Genomic DNA, 16702 nt, shown 5'->3' on the forward strand with positions numbered 1-16702 from the left:
AGGATCCCGTTGACGCCCTCGACGTGTTCCGGGCCTACGCGGACGGCGGTGAGCGCATCGACGTCGCTCGCGACGGTGGTGACATCACCCTGCGCGTCGAGGTCTCGTCCGGGAAGCTCTCCGACGACCGGCCCGCGCTCGCCCAAGCCGTACGTGAAGCGCGGCCGACCGTCGAGCAGTTGCGCGAGGGCGGAGTCACCGCGGCCGACAGCGAGATCACGCTGACCCGCCTCGCCGATGTGCTCGTGCTGGACGGGGACTCCTACCGGATCAAGTCCCACCGGCTCTCCTTCGGCTTCGCCATCCCCTACCAGGGGCAGCAGATCACCTACCGGCAAGACGTCCGGGAAGACAACCGCGGCGTCTTCAGCGGCGACATCACCCTTCCTGACAGCCTCGCTTGAGGACCCGGAGCCATGAGCTTCCGCCGCACCTTCCGGGCCGTCGCGGAATTCGAAATCCGGGACGAACCTCGACCGTGCTGGCAGATGGCGTGCCGACCCACGAGGTCTCCCACTGGCTCAGACGCAAGTCGATCAAGACCACCGTGGACATCTACGGCCACCTGGTCCCCGAGGCGTGGGGCCGTTGCCGAGACATCATGCAGAACGCTATGGGGACCAGTTGGGGACCACACGGTGTCCGCCCACCTGAACGGCACGCACGTCGCCGCGCGCCATGCTCCCTGATTTCTAGCTGTATGTGTGGACAAAAGGGATGACCTCTACTCCTGGAGGTCAAGGGGTCGCAGGTTCAAATCCTGTCGTCCCGACTGGAGACAGTCGCAGGTCAGGGCCGGGATCGGAGCCATCCGAACCCGGCCCTTGATCATTCTTGCGGGCCAGTTGGGGACCGGCGTCCTTGACCGGGTCCAGCCGGTCACGACGATCGGGCTCGGCAGTGGGCGTGGGTGCGCGGAGAGTGCCGCTCCGGCGGCCGTGATCTGTTGACTGCTCCTCGCTCCCCGGCCGGAGCATGACCACCCTGCCTCTCCCCTCCCTCGTACCAGCCGGGACGGGCGCCACCCCCGGTGAGTACCAGTTCTGCTTGTGGCGGCCCGGCCGCGCGGCTCGCTGCGCCCTCCGCGCGGGCAGCCACGATCGGGGCGCGCTCCGCCACACGAGCTGGGACGTGCCACACGAGGCCGCCGTACCGCATATGTGATGAACTGTGGCCCGGTTTCGAGACGTTGGTCTCGTCTCGGACAAGGGAGTGGGAGAAACCGTGGACCTGGGTGGGGGGACGTGGCAGCGACTGACCGCCGTGGCGCTCATCATGGCGGTGGCGGCCGGGTGCACAGGGCGGGGCGAAGGCGCGGGCGGCGGAAACGACGAAGACCTGCTGCGCAACCACGACTGGACGCAGATGCCGGGCACCACCGGGCGGAGCGACGTCCTGCGGGTCAGCGCACTGGATCGGCACATCGTGGAGCAGGACTCCTCCGGCGGCCAGCCCAACCCCCCGCTGAACCTGGCCGGCCCGCATCTCAGGTCCGAGGGCGACTTCACCGTCACCGCGCGCATGTCCGGTGTGGGTGACGGCGACGGCGACTCATGGCTGCGGCTGTACGGACGGGTACCGGTCATCTACGACGAGTGGCGGCAGGAGGGGCCTTCACTCCGCGTCGGCGTGACCGCCGACGGACGAGTGAAGGTACAGATATGGGACGGCGAGGGCGACGACCCAGCCACCTCCGAGGCATTCGACTGCGGCTGCTCCGGGACGGTGACGCTCGCCGTGTCGAGCATCGGTGACACCTTCCGCGTGAAGGCCGACGGGCGGCGGCTGGGAACCGTGCGGGACCCGGGGGTGTTCGCCGAGGGCACTGTCTGGTTCGGTCTGGAGGCGGAGGCGGAGGCGGAGGCGGAGGCGGAGGCGGACGCGGGCGAGGACGAGCGCCGCGAGGGATGGCGTCTGACGCAGCTGGTCGCGCGGGCGGAGAGCGGTGACTCGCTCCGCGTGATCAAGGCGCCGCGGCTACACCAGGAGCAGTCCGAGGACTCGCTGCGTGCGCGGGCCGCAGACGTGGGGCGGCCGTTCGACATCGGCGCCGCCCTGGCCGAGAACCCGCTGCTCACCGACTCACGCTACCGGGCGCTCGCGGGGAGCCAGTTCTCCATGCTCACTCCGGAGAACGCGTTCAAGCCACAGTTCCTCCACCCACGCCGGGGCGTCTACGACTTCGGCGACGCGGACCTCCTCGTACGCTTCGCCCGCGCGAACGACATGAAGGTGCACGCGCACACCCTCGTCTGGCACGAGGCCCTGCCCCACTGGATGCGGGAGAACGACGACCCCGAGGAGGTGCGCCGGACCATGCTCCGGCACATCGCCGTGGTCGCCGGGCACTTCAGGGGACAGGTCGCGGAATGGGACGTGGTCAACGAGCCCATGTCCGACGACGAGAAGAGCTACACCAACGGGGATCTCGGTCTGCGCTCCGAGCAGAGCCCGTGGTTCGGGGCCATGGGGGAGGAGTACATCGACGAGGCGTTCAGGGCCGCCCACCGGGCTGATCCGAAGGCACGGCTGTTCCTCAACGAGTACGGCATCGAGGAGGAAGGCGAGCGGTGGGACGCCCTTTACGACCTGGTCAAGCGGCTCAAGGAGCGGGGCGTACCGATCGACGGCGTGGGTTTCCAGAACCATGAGTACGCGCCCGGCGACCGCACCGACCCGGAGACCTTCCGCGGCCATGTGCGGGATCTGGCGGAGCTCGGGGTCCAGGCGCGGGTGTCGGAGATGGACGTCCTCATAGGTGAGGACGAGGAGGACGGGCGACAGACGCAGGCTGATGAGATGGCGGGCAAGCTGCGGGTCTGCCTGGAGGAGCCGAACTGCACATCGTTCTCCACCTGGGGACTCACCGACCGGTACGGTTCCACCGCCGACACCCAGATCTATCCTCCGCGCACGGCCGACTCCCTGCCGTGGGACGCGGCCCTGCGGCCGAAGCTGGCGTACGAGCGCCTGCTCGAAGCCTTTGACGAGGCGTGAGGAACCAAGGTGCGATCTCTCGGGGGTGGGCCGGTCGTCATCCAGTGCTGGGGACACGTAGTCGCGGGTTATCCGCTGGAGACCATGCAGTCGAAGCTAGGCCCGGGGCTGACCGTCCACGTTGTCCTCGTACAGCTCCCGGGTACGGCGCAGCAGCGCTGCCCGTACGTCGTCCGGTGCCAGGACGCGCAAGGGTGTCGCCAGACTGAGGAGGTACCTGGCGAGTCCGTCCGCGTCGGGGCCGCCGATGACGACGATCGTGGCGTCGCCGCCCTCGGAGCGGTGGGTGCCGACGGTCGCCGGGATCAGCCGACGCGCCTGCCGCATGGGCAGGGGGAGGCGGATGGTGACGTAGAGCGGGTAGGCACCGGTGGCGATGGAGCGGGAGACGAGCAGCGCCGGGTCGGGTGGGTCGACGATGTCCACCGGGCGCCCGGTCGGCTGCAACCGCCCGACCCTGTCGGCCCGGAACGTCCGCCACTCGCCCTTCGCCACGTCCCGGGCGACGAAGTACCAGCGGCGTCCGGTGTGGACCAGGCGGTAGGGATCGACGTCCCGGACCGTGGCTCTCCCTTCTCGATCGCGGTACGACAGACGGCTGCGCTCGCCCCTGCGGCACGCACCGGCCAGTTCCAGCAGCACGCCGGACGCGATCTGCGGCTCGTCCGGCCTGGGGGTGTGCACCAGGGCGGCGTCCATCCCGCTGAGCCGGTCCGCGATCTGGCGTGGCAGCACCTGACGCAGTTTCAGCAGGGCGGACAGCGCGGCTTGGTCGCCGCCGAGGACACCGCTGAGCGCGGCCTCGCGCAGCCCGACCGCCACGGCGAGTGCCTCTTCGTCGTCGAGGACCAGGGGCGGCACCCGGGCTCCGGGGCGGAGGCGGTATCCGCCCCACGGCCCCGGGTCGGACTCGACCCCGTAGCCGAGTTCCCGGAGCTTGGCGATGTCCCGCCGCACCGTGCGCTCGGTGACCTCCATCTGGTCGGCCAGTTCGCCGCAGGTCCACGACGGCCGTGCGGACAGCAGGGATATCAGTCGTAGCAGACGGGCGGAGGCGCTGATCACGTCTCGAAGTGTCCCGCACGACCAGGACCGAATCTGTCCTGGTCCCGTCATAACCTCCTCTCCATGAGCACTGGAACCCCCTCCACGCCCGCGTTCCGCTACGCGGCCGTCACGTTCGACTGCCCGGACCCCGCCGAGCTGGCCCGCTTCTACGGCGATGTCCTCGGCCTGCCCGTGGCCTACTCCAGCGACGACTTCGTCCTGCTCGGCCGGGAGGGATCGGCCGGCCTGGGGTTCAACCGGCTCGCCGACTACCGGCGTCCCACCTGGCCGGACCCCTCCCAGGAGAAGCAGGCCCACATCGAACTGGGCGTCGACGACCTCGAGTCAGCGCAGGCCCACCTCCTGTCCCTGGGAGCTGTCGAGCCGTCGGCCCAGCCCCAACCCGACCGGTGGCGGGTCCTGTTGGACCCCGCGGGCCACCCGTTCTGCATCACCACTCTGGTCTGACCGTGATCGGCAGACTGATGACCCTGACCGCGCATCCGGGCAGAGGCGGCGAACTCGCCGCCGTCCTGCTGGGGGTGGCCGACGGCCTGCGGGGCTTCCCCGGCTGCGGGATCTACCTGATCAGCCAGGACGCGGCCGATCCGGACACGGTGCATGTCACCGAGGTCTGGCGGGACGAGGCCAGTGCGCGGGCAGCCCTCGACGCTCCGTCGCGCGCCGGCGGTCCCGACCCGGCTGACGTTCTCGCGCTGTTGTCGTCTCCACCACAGCGCACGGACCTGGCCGTCCTGGGCGGAGTGGGCCTCCCCACCATCGGCGGCCAGCCCTGACGGACGCCCCTGGCCGCAGAAGTGGCCTGCTCGTAGGTCAGTCCCGCGGTCGGGGCGCGTATGACCGCTGCGCGGGTGGACCTGGGTCCGCACGACCCGAGTCGACGTCAGCCGGAGGCCAGGGGTGACGTCCGGCGAGGCCGCGAGCCCGAGCGGCTGCGTGCCGAGGCGCCGCGCCGAGCCGACGAGAGCTGTCGCCGTTCTTGTCGTGTGTCAGGTGCCGGTGCTGACGACATCCATTCAGCCAGTCCCTCACAATCCGGCTACGGCGCTGAGCGGCACCGGATCCCGTGATCCTGCCTTGATCCACGTGCGGAGGCCCCCGTACGACCAGTACGAGGGCTTCCGGCCGGCACCACGAGAGCACGCACCGGACGCCGCGCCCTGACGGGCAAGCGCTGCCTGCCGCGGCACTGGTACCGCGAATCAGCGATCACCGACACCGAGGGATGAGCCGCCACAGCCCCTCAGGGCGTGGTGTGGGCGCGGAAGGTGCTGGGGCTCATGCCCCGGTGGCGTTTGAAGGCGGCGCTGAAGCCGAAGGCGTCGGCGTAGCCGACGGACTTGGCGACCTGGGCGAGGGAGGAGTCGGTGTCGGACAGGAGCGCCTCGGCCTCGTCCATGCGGCATTCGGTGAGGTAGGCCAGTGGTGGGTGACCCATCACCTTGGTGAAGTGTCTGGCGAACAGCGCTCGGGAGACACCGGACTCGGCGGCCAGCGCCTCCACCGTCCATCTCCTGGAGGGCTGGGTGTGGAACGCTTCGAGGGCGGGGGCGAGGATCCTGTCGGTCATGCCGCGATACCAGTCGGGGGCTTCCGGGCCTGCCTGGTCGAACCAGGAACGCAGCGTGCACACCAAGGCCCAGTCCAGCAGCCGGTCCATCAGGGCCTGGGAACCGGGAGAGCGCAGGGCGGCGTCGGCGGCGGCCGCCTCCAGCCAGGCGCAGACCTCAGTGTCCTCGTTGATCACGAGTACGGGTGGCAACGCGCGGAGCAGCCGTTCGTGGCGGTGGCCCGCGGCGCGGTACGCGCCCACGATCAGTGCGGTTGTTCCGTCCGGTTTGCTGCCCCAGCGGATGCCGCCGAGGTCTTGGGCCGTGCATTCGGCGTCCCCTGTGAAGCACGCGATCTCGTACTCGCTGTGGGGGCGGTCGAGGGTGGCCGCCTGGTCCGCGAGGTGGAACGTGTCGGGGCCGCGCACGAGAGCCGTGTCGCCGACGCCGACCGCTTGTTCCGAGCCGTCGGACAGCAGCAGCGTGCCACCGCCCCGCAGCACGCTGACCATCGTGAGCGGGGCGTCGTCGACGAAGCGGATGCTCCAGGGCGCTTCCAGCACGGCGTGGCTGACGACCGAGCCCTCGGCCCGGATGCCACTGAGCAGGGCACTCAAAGGATCCACGGGCGCCATCGTAGACGCATTCCTATGCGATGGAGCGCTTCCCCTATGGATCGTCTAACGGATCACGGCTGTACTGGGCTGGTCGGACTGACCCACACCTGCCAGGAGAAGTCGTGCCACACCCCAGCAGCGCCGCCAGGACCGCCCTCGTGGTCATCGCGCACCACCGCCCCGACTCCCTCACCGCTCACACCGCCCGCCGTACCGTCGCGCGACTCGAGACCGCGGGGTACCGCGTCGACCTGCTCGACCTGCACGCCGAGGGGTTCGACCCGCGGATGAACGTGGCGGACCAGCCGGACTGGGGCGACCGCGAGAAGCCGTACTCGGACGAAGTCCAGGCCCATATGCGGCGCGTTCTCGACGCCGACGTCGTCGTCGCCGTGTTCCCAGTGTACTGGCAGAGCGTCCCCGCCCTCCTCAAGGGCTGGATCGATCGCGTATGGAACTACGGGTTCGCGTACGGCCGCAGCGAGCCCCGCCTCGCGGGCAAGCGCATGTTGTGGCTCGGTCTGGCCGGTGCCACGTCCGACGACCCCGTCACCGAGGGGATGCGGGCGGTGCTGGAGACCAACCTGAGCGAGGGCATCGCCTACTACTGCGGGTTCTCCTCCTCCTCCGTCGCCCTGCTCCCCGACGCCGAGGAGCGCCCGCAGCGCATCGACGCCGAGGGCAACCTGCTGGTCGGCGACGCGGTGGCGGGAGCGGAGCGCGAGGCGCGGTACGCCGAGTTCGACCGCCGCGCGCGGGAGGCCGTGGAGGAGTTCCTCGCCGCGGAACTGGCGGCGGTCTGAGGGCGGGCACAGGCTCCGGCTGGAGGCAGTCGCAGGTCAGGGCCGGGTTCGGAGTAATCCGATCCCGGCCCCTGGACATCCCTGCGGGCTCGCGCTTACGCGCGGGTCCACTTCTGGTTGGTCTGGCCGTTGCAGGTCCACAGCACCAGCCGCGTGCCGTTGGCGGTGCTGGCGCCGCTGGCGTCGAGGCACAGGCCGGAGTGGACGCTGCGGATCGAGCCGTCGGAGCCGAGGGTCCACTTCTGGTTGTCCTGGCCGTTGCAGGGCCAGGTGATGACCCGGGTGCCGTTGGCGGTGCCCTGGTCGTAGGCGTCGAGGCACTTGTCGCCGTAGACGCGGATCTCGCCGTTCGCCCAGGTGGTCCAGAGCTGGTTGGCGGCCGTGTGGCAGTCCCACAGCAGGGTCGCGGCACCGGCGGCGGTGGAGGCGTTGTCCACGTCGACGCAGCGGCCGGAGGCGGTGCCCCGCAGGCGTGAGGTGGTGGCGGCCAGCGGACTGCCGCCGCTCACCCGGTACGCGGCGACACCGTGCGCGGGGACGCTCGCCGAGATCTGCCCGGACGTGCTCGACGTGCCGCCGGTCCACAGGTCGGTGAGGGTGAACGGCCCGCCGCCCAGGCCGATCTGGGCGGCGGTCGTGGTGACCGTCGCCGCGCTCCCGCCCCGGTTGAGCAGCCCCACCGCGACCGACCCGTCGGCCAGGGGCTTGGCGAACACCTCGGTGTTGCCGTCGTCGCGCACCCGGCGTCCGCCCGCGCCCAGGGAGTCCTGGTTGACCGCCAGCAGGCGCGGGTTGCGCAGGATCGCGCTGACGTCGGCGGACATCGTGCGGATGTCGTTGCCAGCCATCAGCGGGGCACTCATCAGCGCCCACAGGGTGAAGTGGGTGCGGGACTCGGTCAGCGACAGGCCGGGGCGGCCGACGACCAGCATGTCGGGGTCGTTCCAGTGCCCCGGCCCGGACTGCGCGGCCAGCGGCGCGTTGACGTCCAGGACGTTGCCGACGCCCATCGGATAGCTGTTGGTGTTGCCGTTCTGCCAGATGTCGAGCAGGTCCTCGGTGGTCCGCCACAGGTCGGCGACCTCGCCCCAGTCGTACGTGGATCCCGTGATGGCGTGGAAGCTGTTGGGGTTGATGCTGTAGACGATCGGCCGACCGGTGGCGCGCAGGGCGTCGCGCATCAGCGTGAACCGCGCGACCTGCTCGTCACGCGTGCCGCTTGAGGAACACCAGTCGTACTTGAGGTAGTCGACCCCCCACGAGGCGAACGTGGCGGCGTCCTGGGCCTCGTGGCCCCTGCTGCCCGTGGCGCCCGGGTAGGTTCCCACGGTCTGCGCGCAGGTGCGTTCGCCCGGCACCTGGTAGATGCCGAACTTCAGGCCCTTGCCGTGGATGTAGTCCCCGAGGGCCTTCATCCCGCTCGGGAACTTCGTCGGGTTGGCCCGCAGGTTGCCCTGCGCGTCACGCTGCGGGTCGAACCAGCAGTCGTCGACCACCACGTACCGGTAGCCGGCGTCCCGCATACCCGAGGACACCATCGCGTCGGCGGCCTGGCGGACCTGGGCCTCGGTGATCCCGCACCCGAAGCTGTTCCAGCTGTTCCACCCCAGCGGTGGGGTGAGCGCCGGACTGCCCGGCGCGGCCGTGGCGGTGGACTGCGCTGATGCCGTCACGGACGCGGCCACCGCCAGCACGGCGGCCGTGAGGAGGCGGAACAGTCGTCCGCCTGAACGTCGGGGCACCGGGACTCCTTTGGCAGGGAAGAGAGGGGGGTGGAGAGGAGCAGGGGGGAGTTCGAAATTTCGGTCGACGTTCGGAAAGTGCGGTGCACCACGGATACTAGAGAGGCGACCGTTCGTGTCAACACCCCCGGTCGCACGGGTCCGCGCCGCGGCGATCGGGTCGCTCGTCGCCGCCCGGCCGACCGGACGGCTCAGGTGCGGGGGAGTACGCCCAGGAGCGTCGAGGTGAAGGAGATCCGCAGGGCCTCGCGCAGCTCCAGGTTGTACACGCCGAGCGCGGGCTCGTCCGCGTAGGCGGCGAGGAGGCTGGGCGGGGGTGGGACGTACGTCGAGAGGGCGCCCGCCGAGACCAGGCTGATCAGGGAGAACAGCTGTGCCTGGGAGCCGAGTTCGGGGACGTGCCGGAGCAGCAGCTCGGACATGGCCGCGAGCTGGGTGAGGGAGGCCCGCTTGTGCCGCTTGACCACTTCGACCGAGACGTTGTGTTCCAGGACGCCGCCCTGCGCGCCGAAGAGGTCGCAGAGCACCACCCGCTCCGCCAGTGACCGGCTGAGCACCTCGGCCAGCTGGTCCGCCCGCACCTCCGGCGTCGCCTGCGCCTCGATGCCCGCGGCCAGCTCGTCGGCCAGTTCGGTGAGCCAGCGTTCCAGGAAGACGTCCAGCAGTTCGAGCAGGACCGCCTCGCGCGACTCGAAGTACCGCAGGACGTTCGACTTGGCCAGGCCCACCCGTCGGCTGAGTTCGTTGAGGCTCACCTCGGCCACCGGCATCTCGTCGAGCATCGCCGCCGCCGTGTCCAGGATCGCCCGTCGGCGGATCTCCCGCTGCTCCTCACTGCGCGCCCGCTGGAATGTCACGCTCCCAGCCTACCTTAAAGACCGCCGGTCCCTTGACAGCGGACCACCGGTCTCTTATGTTGGCACATGTAACAGACCGATGGTTCTTTAGGAGGGTGTCATGGCGGGGAACTGGACCGAACAGCACATTCCCGACCAGCGCGGCCGGGTGGCGGTCGTGACCGGCGCCAACACCGGGCTCGGCTTCGAGACCGCGCGGATGCTCGCCGCGCGCGGGGCGTCGGTGGTCCTGGCCGTCCGTGACGTCGAGAAGGGCAAGCGGGCGGCTGCCCGCCTCGCCGGCGACGTCACCGTCCAGGCCCTCGACCTGGCCTCGCTGGCCTCGGTCCGGTCCGCGGCGGCCGACCTGCGCGCGGCCCATCCGCGCATCGACCTGCTGGTCAACAACGCGGGCGTGATGTACACCCCGCGACAGGTCACCGCCGATGGCTTCGAACTCCAGTTCGGCACCAATCACCTCGGTCACTTCGCCCTCACCGGCCTGCTGCTGGACCGGCTCCTGCCCGTCCCCGGTTCCCGCGTCGTCACGGTCAGCAGCGTCGGCCACCGCATCCGGGCCGCCATCCACTTCGACGACCTGCACGGGGAGCGCTCGTACAGCCGCGTCGCCGCCTACGGCCAGGCCAAGCTCGCCAACCTGATGTTCACGTACGAACTCCAGCGGCGGCTGGCACCGCACGGCACCACCGTCGCGGTGGCCGCCCACCCCGGTGTGTCCAACACCGAACTCATCCGCAACTCGCCCGCCGCGCTCCGTGTGCCCGTCACCCGGCTCGCGCCGCTGCTCACCCAGAAGGCCGAGAAGGGTGCCCTGCCCACCCTGCGCGCCGCCACCGACCCGGCCGTCACCGGCGGCCAGTACTACGGCCCCGGCGGCCTGGGTGAGGTACGGGGTTACCCGAAACTGGTCACTTCCAGCGCCGCCTCCCACGACCAGGACGTCCAGCGGCGCCTGTGGACCGTCTCCGAGGAACTCACCGGGGTGACGTTCCCCGTGGGGTGAGCCTGCGCCTTCACCAGGAGGGGTCTCGGCCCCGGGGCACGTGGCGAAAGTCCCGCCTGGCACCCGGCGTCTGTCTGACGCGTCCCTGACGAACCCCAGACTTGGACTCAATCCTTTTCTTGAATCATTCATGTTTGAGGCGGTAGGTTCTGTGGCATGACCGCACCTCGGACTCCGAGCGCCCCGCGCACCCCGAGCCCCGCCGACGCCCTGCGCGGCGCCGGGCTGCGGGTGACGTCCGCGCGCGTCGCCCTCCTGGAGACCGTCCGCGCCGGAGACCACCTCGGCGTGGACGCCATAGCCGCCGGTGTGCGCGAGCGGGTCGGCCAGGTCTCCGTCCAGGCGGTGTACGAGGCGCTGCACGCGCTCGCCGCGGCCGGTCTGGTGCGCCGTATCGAGCCGCCCGGCAGTCCGGCGCGCTACGAGGGACGGGTCGGGGACAACCACCACCACCTGGTGTGCCGGTCCTGCGGCACCGTCGTCGACGTCGACTGCGCGGTCGGCGAGGCGCCCTGTCTCACCGCCGCCGACGACCACGGCTTCACGGTCGACGAGGCCGAGGTCATCTACTGGGGCCTGTGCCCCGACTGTTCCACCACCCGCAGTGCCTGAGCATGTCGTTCAGTCCAAGTTCCGGAAGGATTCACCCCATGGCCGAGAACCCTGATGCCATCGTCACCGACCCCAAGGCGGAGGGCGCAGGCGGCTGCCCGGTCGCGCACGGACGCGCCGCGCACCCGACTCAGGGCGGCGGAAACCGCCAGTGGTGGCCGGAGCGGCTCAACCTGAAGATCCTCGCCAAGAACCCGGCCGTGGCCAACCCGCTCGGTGAGAAGTTCGACTACGCGGCGGCCTTCCAGTCCCTCGACCTGGCCGCCGTCAAGCAGGACATCGCCGAGGTGCTCACCACCTCCCAGGACTGGTGGCCCGCCGACTTCGGCCACTACGGCCCCCTCATCATCCGGATGGCCTGGCACAGCGCGGGCACCTACCGCATCAGCGACGGCCGCGGCGGCGCCGGTGCCGGTCAGCAGCGGTTCGCCCCGCTCAACAGCTGGCCGGACAACGCCAACCTCGACAAGGCCCGCCGCCTGCTGTGGCCGGTGAAGAAGAAGTACGGCCAGAACATCTCCTGGGCCGACCTGATGATCCTCGCGGGCAACGTCGCCCTGGAGAACATGGGCTTCGAGACCTTCGGCTTCGCCGGTGGCCGCGAGGACGTCTGGGAGCCGGAGGAGGACGTCTACTGGGGTCCCGAGACCACCTGGCTCGACGACCAGCGCTACTCCGGCGACCGCGAGCTGGAGAACCCGCTCGGCGCCGTCCAGATGGGCCTGATCTACGTCAACCCGGAGGGCCCCAACGGCAACCCGGACCCGCTGGCCGCCGCCCGCGACATCCGTGAGACGTTCCGCCGCATGGCGATGAACGACGAGGAGACCGTCGCCCTCATCGCCGGTGGCCACACCTTCGGCAAGACCCACGGCGCGGGCCCCGCCGACCACGTCGGCGACGACCCCGAGGCCGCCTCCATGGAGGAGCAGGGCCTGGGCTGGAAGAACACCTTCGGCACCGGCAAGGGCGGCGACACCATCACCTCCGGCCTGGAGGTCACCTGGACCAACACGCCCACCCAGTGGAGCAACGGGTTCTTCAAGAACCTCTTCGAGTACGAGTACGAGCTGACCGAGTCCCCGGCGGGCGCGAAGCAGTGGATCGCCAAGGACGCCCCGGAGACCGTCCCCGACGCCCACGACCCGTCGAAGAAGCACCGCCCGACGATGCTCACCACCGACCTGTCGCTGCGCTTCGACCCGGTCTACGAGCCCATCTCGCGCCGCTTCTACGAGAACCCCGACCAGTTCGCGGACGCCTTCGCCCGCGCCTGGTTCAAGCTGACCCACCGCGACATGGGCCCGAAGTCGCAGTACCTCGGCCCGGAGGTGCCCGCCGAGACCCTGCTGTGGCAGGACCCGCTGCCCGAGGCCGAGGGCGAGGTCATCGGCGCCGCCGACGTCGCCGCCCTCAAGGCGAAGCTCCTCGACTCCGGCCTGACCGTCGCCCAGCTCGTCACCACCGCCTGGGCGTCCGCGTCCACCTTCCGCGGCAGCGACAAGCGCGGCGGCGCCAACGGCGCCCGGGTCCGCCTGGAGCCGCAGCGCGGCTGGGAGGTCAACAACCCCGACGAGCTGGCCTCCGTGCTGCGCGTCCTGGAGGGCGTCCAGCGGGAGTTCAACTCCGGCGCCAAGAAGGTCTCCCTCGCCGACCTGATCGTCCTCGGCGGCTGCGCCGGTGTCGAGAAGGCCGCCAAGGACGCCGGGTACGACATCGAGGTGCCGTTCACCCCGGGCCGGGTCGACGCGACGGACGAGCACACCGACGCCGAGTCCTTCGCCGCCCTGGAGCCCGCCGCCGACGGCTTCCGTAACTACTACGGCAAGGGCAACCGCCTCCCGGCCGAGTACCTGCTGCTCGACCGCGCCAACCTGCTCACCCTGAGCGCCCCCGAGCTGACCGTCCTGGTCGGTGGCCTGCGCGTGCTGGGCGCCACCTACGACGGCTCCAAGCTCGGCGTCCTCACCGAGAACCCGGGCAAGCTGACGAACGACTTCTTCGTCAACCTGCTCGACCTGGGCGTCCAGTGGAAGGGCACCTCCGCGGACCAGACCACCTTCGAGGGCCGGGACGCGGCCACCGGAGAGGTCAAGTGGACCGGCACCCGCGCCGACCTGGTCTTCGGCTCCAACTCCGAGCTGCGCGCGCTCGCCGAGGTCTACGCGAGCGACGACGCCGGGGAGAAGTTCGTGACCGACTTCGTCGCCGCCTGGGACAAGGTCATGAACCTGGACCGGTTCGACCTGGTCTGACCGTCCCCCAGTGGCGTGGCCGAGACTCGCCTCCCTCCCCCGAAGGAGACGAGTCTCGGCCGCTCCCCCGGTGCCGGACTATGGTCCAGGCGCCCGTGCGGCGCGGCCGTCGTGCGCTGTCACCAGCACATGACGGCCGTCTCCCCCGAACCCCAGCCGGAGTACGGGCGCACACGGACGAAGTAGCGGCGGCCCTTGACGAGCCGGGCCCTGACGGTGGCGTTGCGGTCGGTGCCGCCGTCGTCCTGACCGGCGAGGTAGCGGGGCTCGCCGTCCCGCTCCTCGAAGAGCACCACGACGGTGTCGGCGTCGCCGAAGACCCCCACCGCGTACTCACGCGTCTCCGGCGGTTCGAGGAGGAAGTCCGCCTGCTCCCCGGAGGCCAGCCGCAGCGGCGCCGAACGGAACGGCACCAGCGCGGTCGGCTGCGACGGGGCGAGCGGCGGGTACCAGCGGAGCACGAACTCCTTGTCCAGCGGCGAGAGCGTGCCCGGCGGGTGCAGACCCGCGCGGAACTGCTCCGGCTCCAGGACCAGCCCCGGCGAGAACGGGAACTCCATGATCGACAGCGGGTCCCAGGCGGAGCCGTTGGCCTCGTCCGCGTCCAGCTTGCGCAGCACGTTGACGAGCGTCCGCTCCCGGCTGAAGAAGTTCGGTGGACCCGCCAGCTCCGCGTAGACCGCCTCGTCGTCCCAGTGGATCCCCGCGAACGGGCTCTGGTGCTCGTGCACCATGCCCAACGCGTGCCCGATCTCGTGCAGCGCCGTGGCACGCGCCCCGGGGGCCGTCAGGTCCCACCCGAAGTTCATGGTGCGCTCACCGGCGCCCCACCGCAGGGCGTCCTTGCCGACGGCCGACCAGGACCCGCCGCCGCACTGGAACCCGATCCGCAGTTCCGCCTCCGACCGGTCGGCCACCTCCGTGAACGACAGGCCGATCCCCAGGCCCCGCCACTCCGCGAAGCACTCCCGCACCACGTCCCGCTGCTCCTTGGCGCCCGCCCACGACACCCTCCGGGTCTCCCCGGAACCCGGCACCGTGATCACCGAGGCGTCGGTGTCCCGGTCGAGGAAGCAGTAGTGCAGGACCGTCCCGTTGACCCACATCCGGTGCCCGCGCAGCAGCGCACCGCGCCGCTCGGCGGTCAGCCCCGGGGCGAACACGGGAGCCGACGCCTGCGCGAGGGAGCAGTAGCGTCCGGACATGCGCCAAGACTGGCGGGGCGGTCACCCCGTACGCCTGAGTCGAAGGCTACTCAAGTCGCCCTGTATCAGAACTGAGTAACCCGGCTCCTGCTGTCGTGATGACTTTCGCACGGGACATGACGTCCGCACGGGACACGGCCTCCGACGGCGGCGCGACCACCCTGGAACTGCCCTGGCCGTTCACCGGCCGCGAGGAGGAACTCGACGCCGTACGCCGCTCCCTGGCCGCCGGACGCCCCGGCACCGTGATCACCGGACCCGCGGGCTGCGGCAAGACGAGGCTGGTCGCCGAAGCCGTCCGCGGCACCGACTGGGCGCGGGCCGCCGGGACCCCCGCGACCCGCGAGGTGCCCTACGCCGCGTTCGCGCACCTGCTGCCGGAGCGGGCCACCCTGCACCGCGCGGTGCACCTGCTCTCCGGGCGCAGGCTGCTCGTCGTCGACGACGCCCACCTCCTCGACGACGCCTCCGCCGCCCTCGTCCACCAGCTCGCCGTCCAGGCCCGCACCCGGCTGCTCGTCATCGCCACGGACGGCGCCCCGGTGCCCAGCGCCGTGTCCCGGCTGTGGACCGGCGAGCTGCTGCCCCGCCTCACCCTGGAGCCGCTGCCCCGCGAGGACACCGTGCACCTCGCCGCCGCGGGCGCGGACGGCCCCCTGGAGCCGCTCACCGCCAACCGGCTGCACCGCCTCGCCCAGGGCGACCTGCGCCTGCTGCGCGACCTGGTGGGCGCGCTGCGTGAACGCGGCCTGTTCACCCCGCACCCCGACACCGGCGAGCGGACCTGGCGCGGCCCCGTCCCGGTCACCGCCGCCCTGCGCGAGCGCACCGCCGAGGTCCTGGAGCGCACCGACGCCCACGAGCGCGAGGTCCTCGACCGCCTCGCCTTCGCCGAACCCCTGCCGGTCGACCTCGACAGCCTCGACCTGCGCGTCCTCGAACGCCTTGAGGCCGGGGGGCTGATCCGGGTCGACGACCTCCCCGACGGCGTGCCCGACTCCGCCGTACGCCTCGCCCACCCCCTGCACGGCCCCGTCCTGCGTGCCTGTGCGGGCACCCTGCGCGCCCGCCGCCTCACCGGCGCCCCCGGCCGCTGTGGGCCCGCCCTCGCCGCCGAGGCGGCCACCCTGCTCCGGCACGTCGAACTCGCCGACGTACGGCCGCTGGCCACCCCGGTGGGGGAGTGGCTCGCGGCCGAGGGCATCGCGATACCGGCCGGGTACGCCGCCGTGCGCGCCCGGTTCGCGCGGCTGCGCGGCGAGCTGCGGGAGGCCGCCGCGTGGGCGCGCCAGGGGCTGCGGTACGCACCCGACGACCGCGACTGCCGCGGCGAGCTCGCGCTGGCCGCCGCGCAGAGCGGCGACCTCGGGACCGCCGAGCGCATGATCGCCAATCGGCGGGCCGCGGCCTGGGCCGCCGCCGCGCGGGGGGACGTCCAGGGCGCGGTGGCAGCCCTGGAGGACGAGGCCGCCTACGACCGGTACGACGCCGTACGCCTCGGCGCGCCCGAGCGGGCCGGGGAGCTGCCCGTCGGCGTCCTCGCCGACCACGCCTACGCGCTCGCCCGGCGGGACGGGGCCGCGCTGGACCGGGCGGCGCGGGCGCTGGAGGAGCGGGGCTTCCTGCTGTTCGCGGCGGAGGCGTACGCGCAGGCGGCGGGCGTGCACGGGGAGCCGCGGGCGGCTCGCACCTCACGGACGCGGGCGGTCTCGCTGGCGCGGCGGTGCCAGGGGGCGCGGACGCCCGCGCTGGCGGGGCTGGTGCTGGGGGAGTTGACGGCGCGTCAGCGGCAGATCGTGACGCTGGCCGCGGCGGGGCTCAGCAACCGGCAGATCGCTGAGCGGCTGACCCTGTCCGTGCGGACGGTGGGGAACCATCTGTACAGCGCGTACGCGCGGTTGGGGGCGAGTGACCGGGGGGAGTTGAGTGGGGCGGTGGGGTTGAGCGCGTGAGCGTCTGCCGGGTTCGGCGCGCTTGCGGGTGCGGGTTGTGG

The 16702-nt window shown here is 71.5% G+C and carries 13 protein-coding genes and 1 pseudogene; 9 read left to right on the forward strand and 5 right to left on the reverse strand.

The genetic code is table 11. The features are described from left to right. Positions 1–404 (forward strand): annotated as a pseudogene (locus tag ABZ659_RS15710) (hypothetical protein); the annotation flags it as partial. A gap of 820 nt (positions 405–1224) precedes the next feature. Beyond that, complete coding sequence (locus ABZ659_RS15715) at positions 1225–2997, forward strand: endo-1,4-beta-xylanase (RefSeq protein WP_360219059.1); 1773 nt, start codon at positions 1225–1227, stop codon at positions 2995–2997. 96 nt (positions 2998–3093) lie between these two features. On the opposite strand, the gene ABZ659_RS15720 is transcribed toward ABZ659_RS15715, so the two are convergent. Further along, the gene (locus tag ABZ659_RS15720; RefSeq protein ID WP_360219062.1) at positions 3094–4062 is read right to left on the reverse strand and encodes a YafY family protein; all 969 of its coding nucleotides are present in this window, start codon (positions 4060–4062) and stop codon (positions 3094–3096) included. A gap of 63 nt (positions 4063–4125) precedes the next feature. Here ABZ659_RS15720 and ABZ659_RS15725 point away from each other — a divergent pair, with 63 nt between their 5' ends. Both ABZ659_RS15725 and ABZ659_RS15730 read left to right on the forward strand, forming a co-directional pair. Further along, positions 4126–4512 (forward strand): VOC family protein, encoded by a 387-nt coding sequence (locus tag ABZ659_RS15725; RefSeq protein ID WP_360219065.1) that lies wholly within the window; start codon positions 4126–4128, stop codon positions 4510–4512. 2 nt (positions 4513–4514) lie between these two features. Next, positions 4515–4841, forward strand: coding sequence for an antibiotic biosynthesis monooxygenase family protein (locus ABZ659_RS15730; protein ID WP_360219068.1), 327 nt, complete (start codon positions 4515–4517; stop codon positions 4839–4841). Positions 4842–5308: 467 nt separating this feature from the next. On the opposite strand, the gene ABZ659_RS15735 is transcribed toward ABZ659_RS15730, so the two are convergent. Next, a complete protein-coding gene (locus ABZ659_RS15735; RefSeq protein ID WP_360219071.1) occupies positions 5309–6250 on the reverse strand; it encodes an AraC family transcriptional regulator in 942 nt (313 codons plus the stop codon). A 59-nt stretch (positions 6251–6309) separates the two neighbouring features. Here ABZ659_RS15735 and ABZ659_RS15740 point away from each other — a divergent pair, with 59 nt between their 5' ends. Then, positions 6310–7035 carry an NAD(P)H oxidoreductase gene (locus ABZ659_RS15740; RefSeq protein ID WP_360219544.1) on the forward strand — a complete coding sequence of 242 codons (726 nt, stop codon included), beginning with the start codon at positions 6310–6312 and terminating at the stop codon, positions 7033–7035. 95 nt (positions 7036–7130) lie between these two features. Here ABZ659_RS15740 and ABZ659_RS15745 read toward each other — a convergent pair whose 3' ends face one another. Both ABZ659_RS15745 and ABZ659_RS15750 read right to left on the reverse strand, forming a co-directional pair. Continuing rightward, on the reverse strand, positions 7131–8777 hold the full coding sequence (locus tag ABZ659_RS15745) for a ricin-type beta-trefoil lectin domain protein (RefSeq protein WP_360219074.1): 1647 nt from the start codon (positions 8775–8777) through the stop codon (positions 7131–7133). Between the two features lie 191 nt (positions 8778–8968). Further along, complete coding sequence (locus tag ABZ659_RS15750; RefSeq protein WP_360219077.1) at positions 8969–9634, reverse strand: TetR family transcriptional regulator; 666 nt, start codon at positions 9632–9634, stop codon at positions 8969–8971. 100 nt (positions 9635–9734) lie between these two features. Between ABZ659_RS15750 and ABZ659_RS15755 the strand changes: the two genes are divergently transcribed. The 3 genes from ABZ659_RS15755 (at position 9735) to katG (ending at position 13504) form a co-directional block, all read left to right on the forward strand. Then, positions 9735–10637 carry an SDR family NAD(P)-dependent oxidoreductase gene (locus tag ABZ659_RS15755; RefSeq protein ID WP_360219079.1) on the forward strand — a complete coding sequence of 301 codons (903 nt, stop codon included), beginning with the start codon at positions 9735–9737 and terminating at the stop codon, positions 10635–10637. A 156-nt stretch (positions 10638–10793) separates the two neighbouring features. Further along, positions 10794–11249, forward strand: coding sequence for a Fur family transcriptional regulator (locus ABZ659_RS15760; protein ID WP_360219082.1), 456 nt, complete (start codon positions 10794–10796; stop codon positions 11247–11249). A gap of 38 nt (positions 11250–11287) precedes the next feature. After that, a complete protein-coding gene (katG, locus tag ABZ659_RS15765; protein WP_360219085.1) occupies positions 11288–13504 on the forward strand; it encodes a catalase/peroxidase HPI in 2217 nt (738 codons plus the stop codon). 119 nt (positions 13505–13623) lie between these two features. On the opposite strand, the gene ABZ659_RS15770 is transcribed toward katG, so the two are convergent. After that, positions 13624–14709 (reverse strand): M12 family metallopeptidase, encoded by a 1086-nt coding sequence (locus ABZ659_RS15770; protein WP_360219088.1) that lies wholly within the window; start codon positions 14707–14709, stop codon positions 13624–13626. A gap of 116 nt (positions 14710–14825) precedes the next feature. On the opposite strand from ABZ659_RS15770, the gene ABZ659_RS15775 reads away from it, so the two are divergent. Then, positions 14826–16661 (forward strand): LuxR family transcriptional regulator, encoded by a 1836-nt coding sequence (locus tag ABZ659_RS15775; protein ID WP_360219091.1) that lies wholly within the window; start codon positions 14826–14828, stop codon positions 16659–16661. Positions 16662–16702: the final 41 nt, after the last annotated feature.

The sequence above is a fragment of the Streptomyces sp. NPDC006997 genome, assembly GCF_040635175.1.
Lineage (GTDB): Bacteria > Actinomycetota > Actinomycetes > Streptomycetales > Streptomycetaceae > Streptomyces.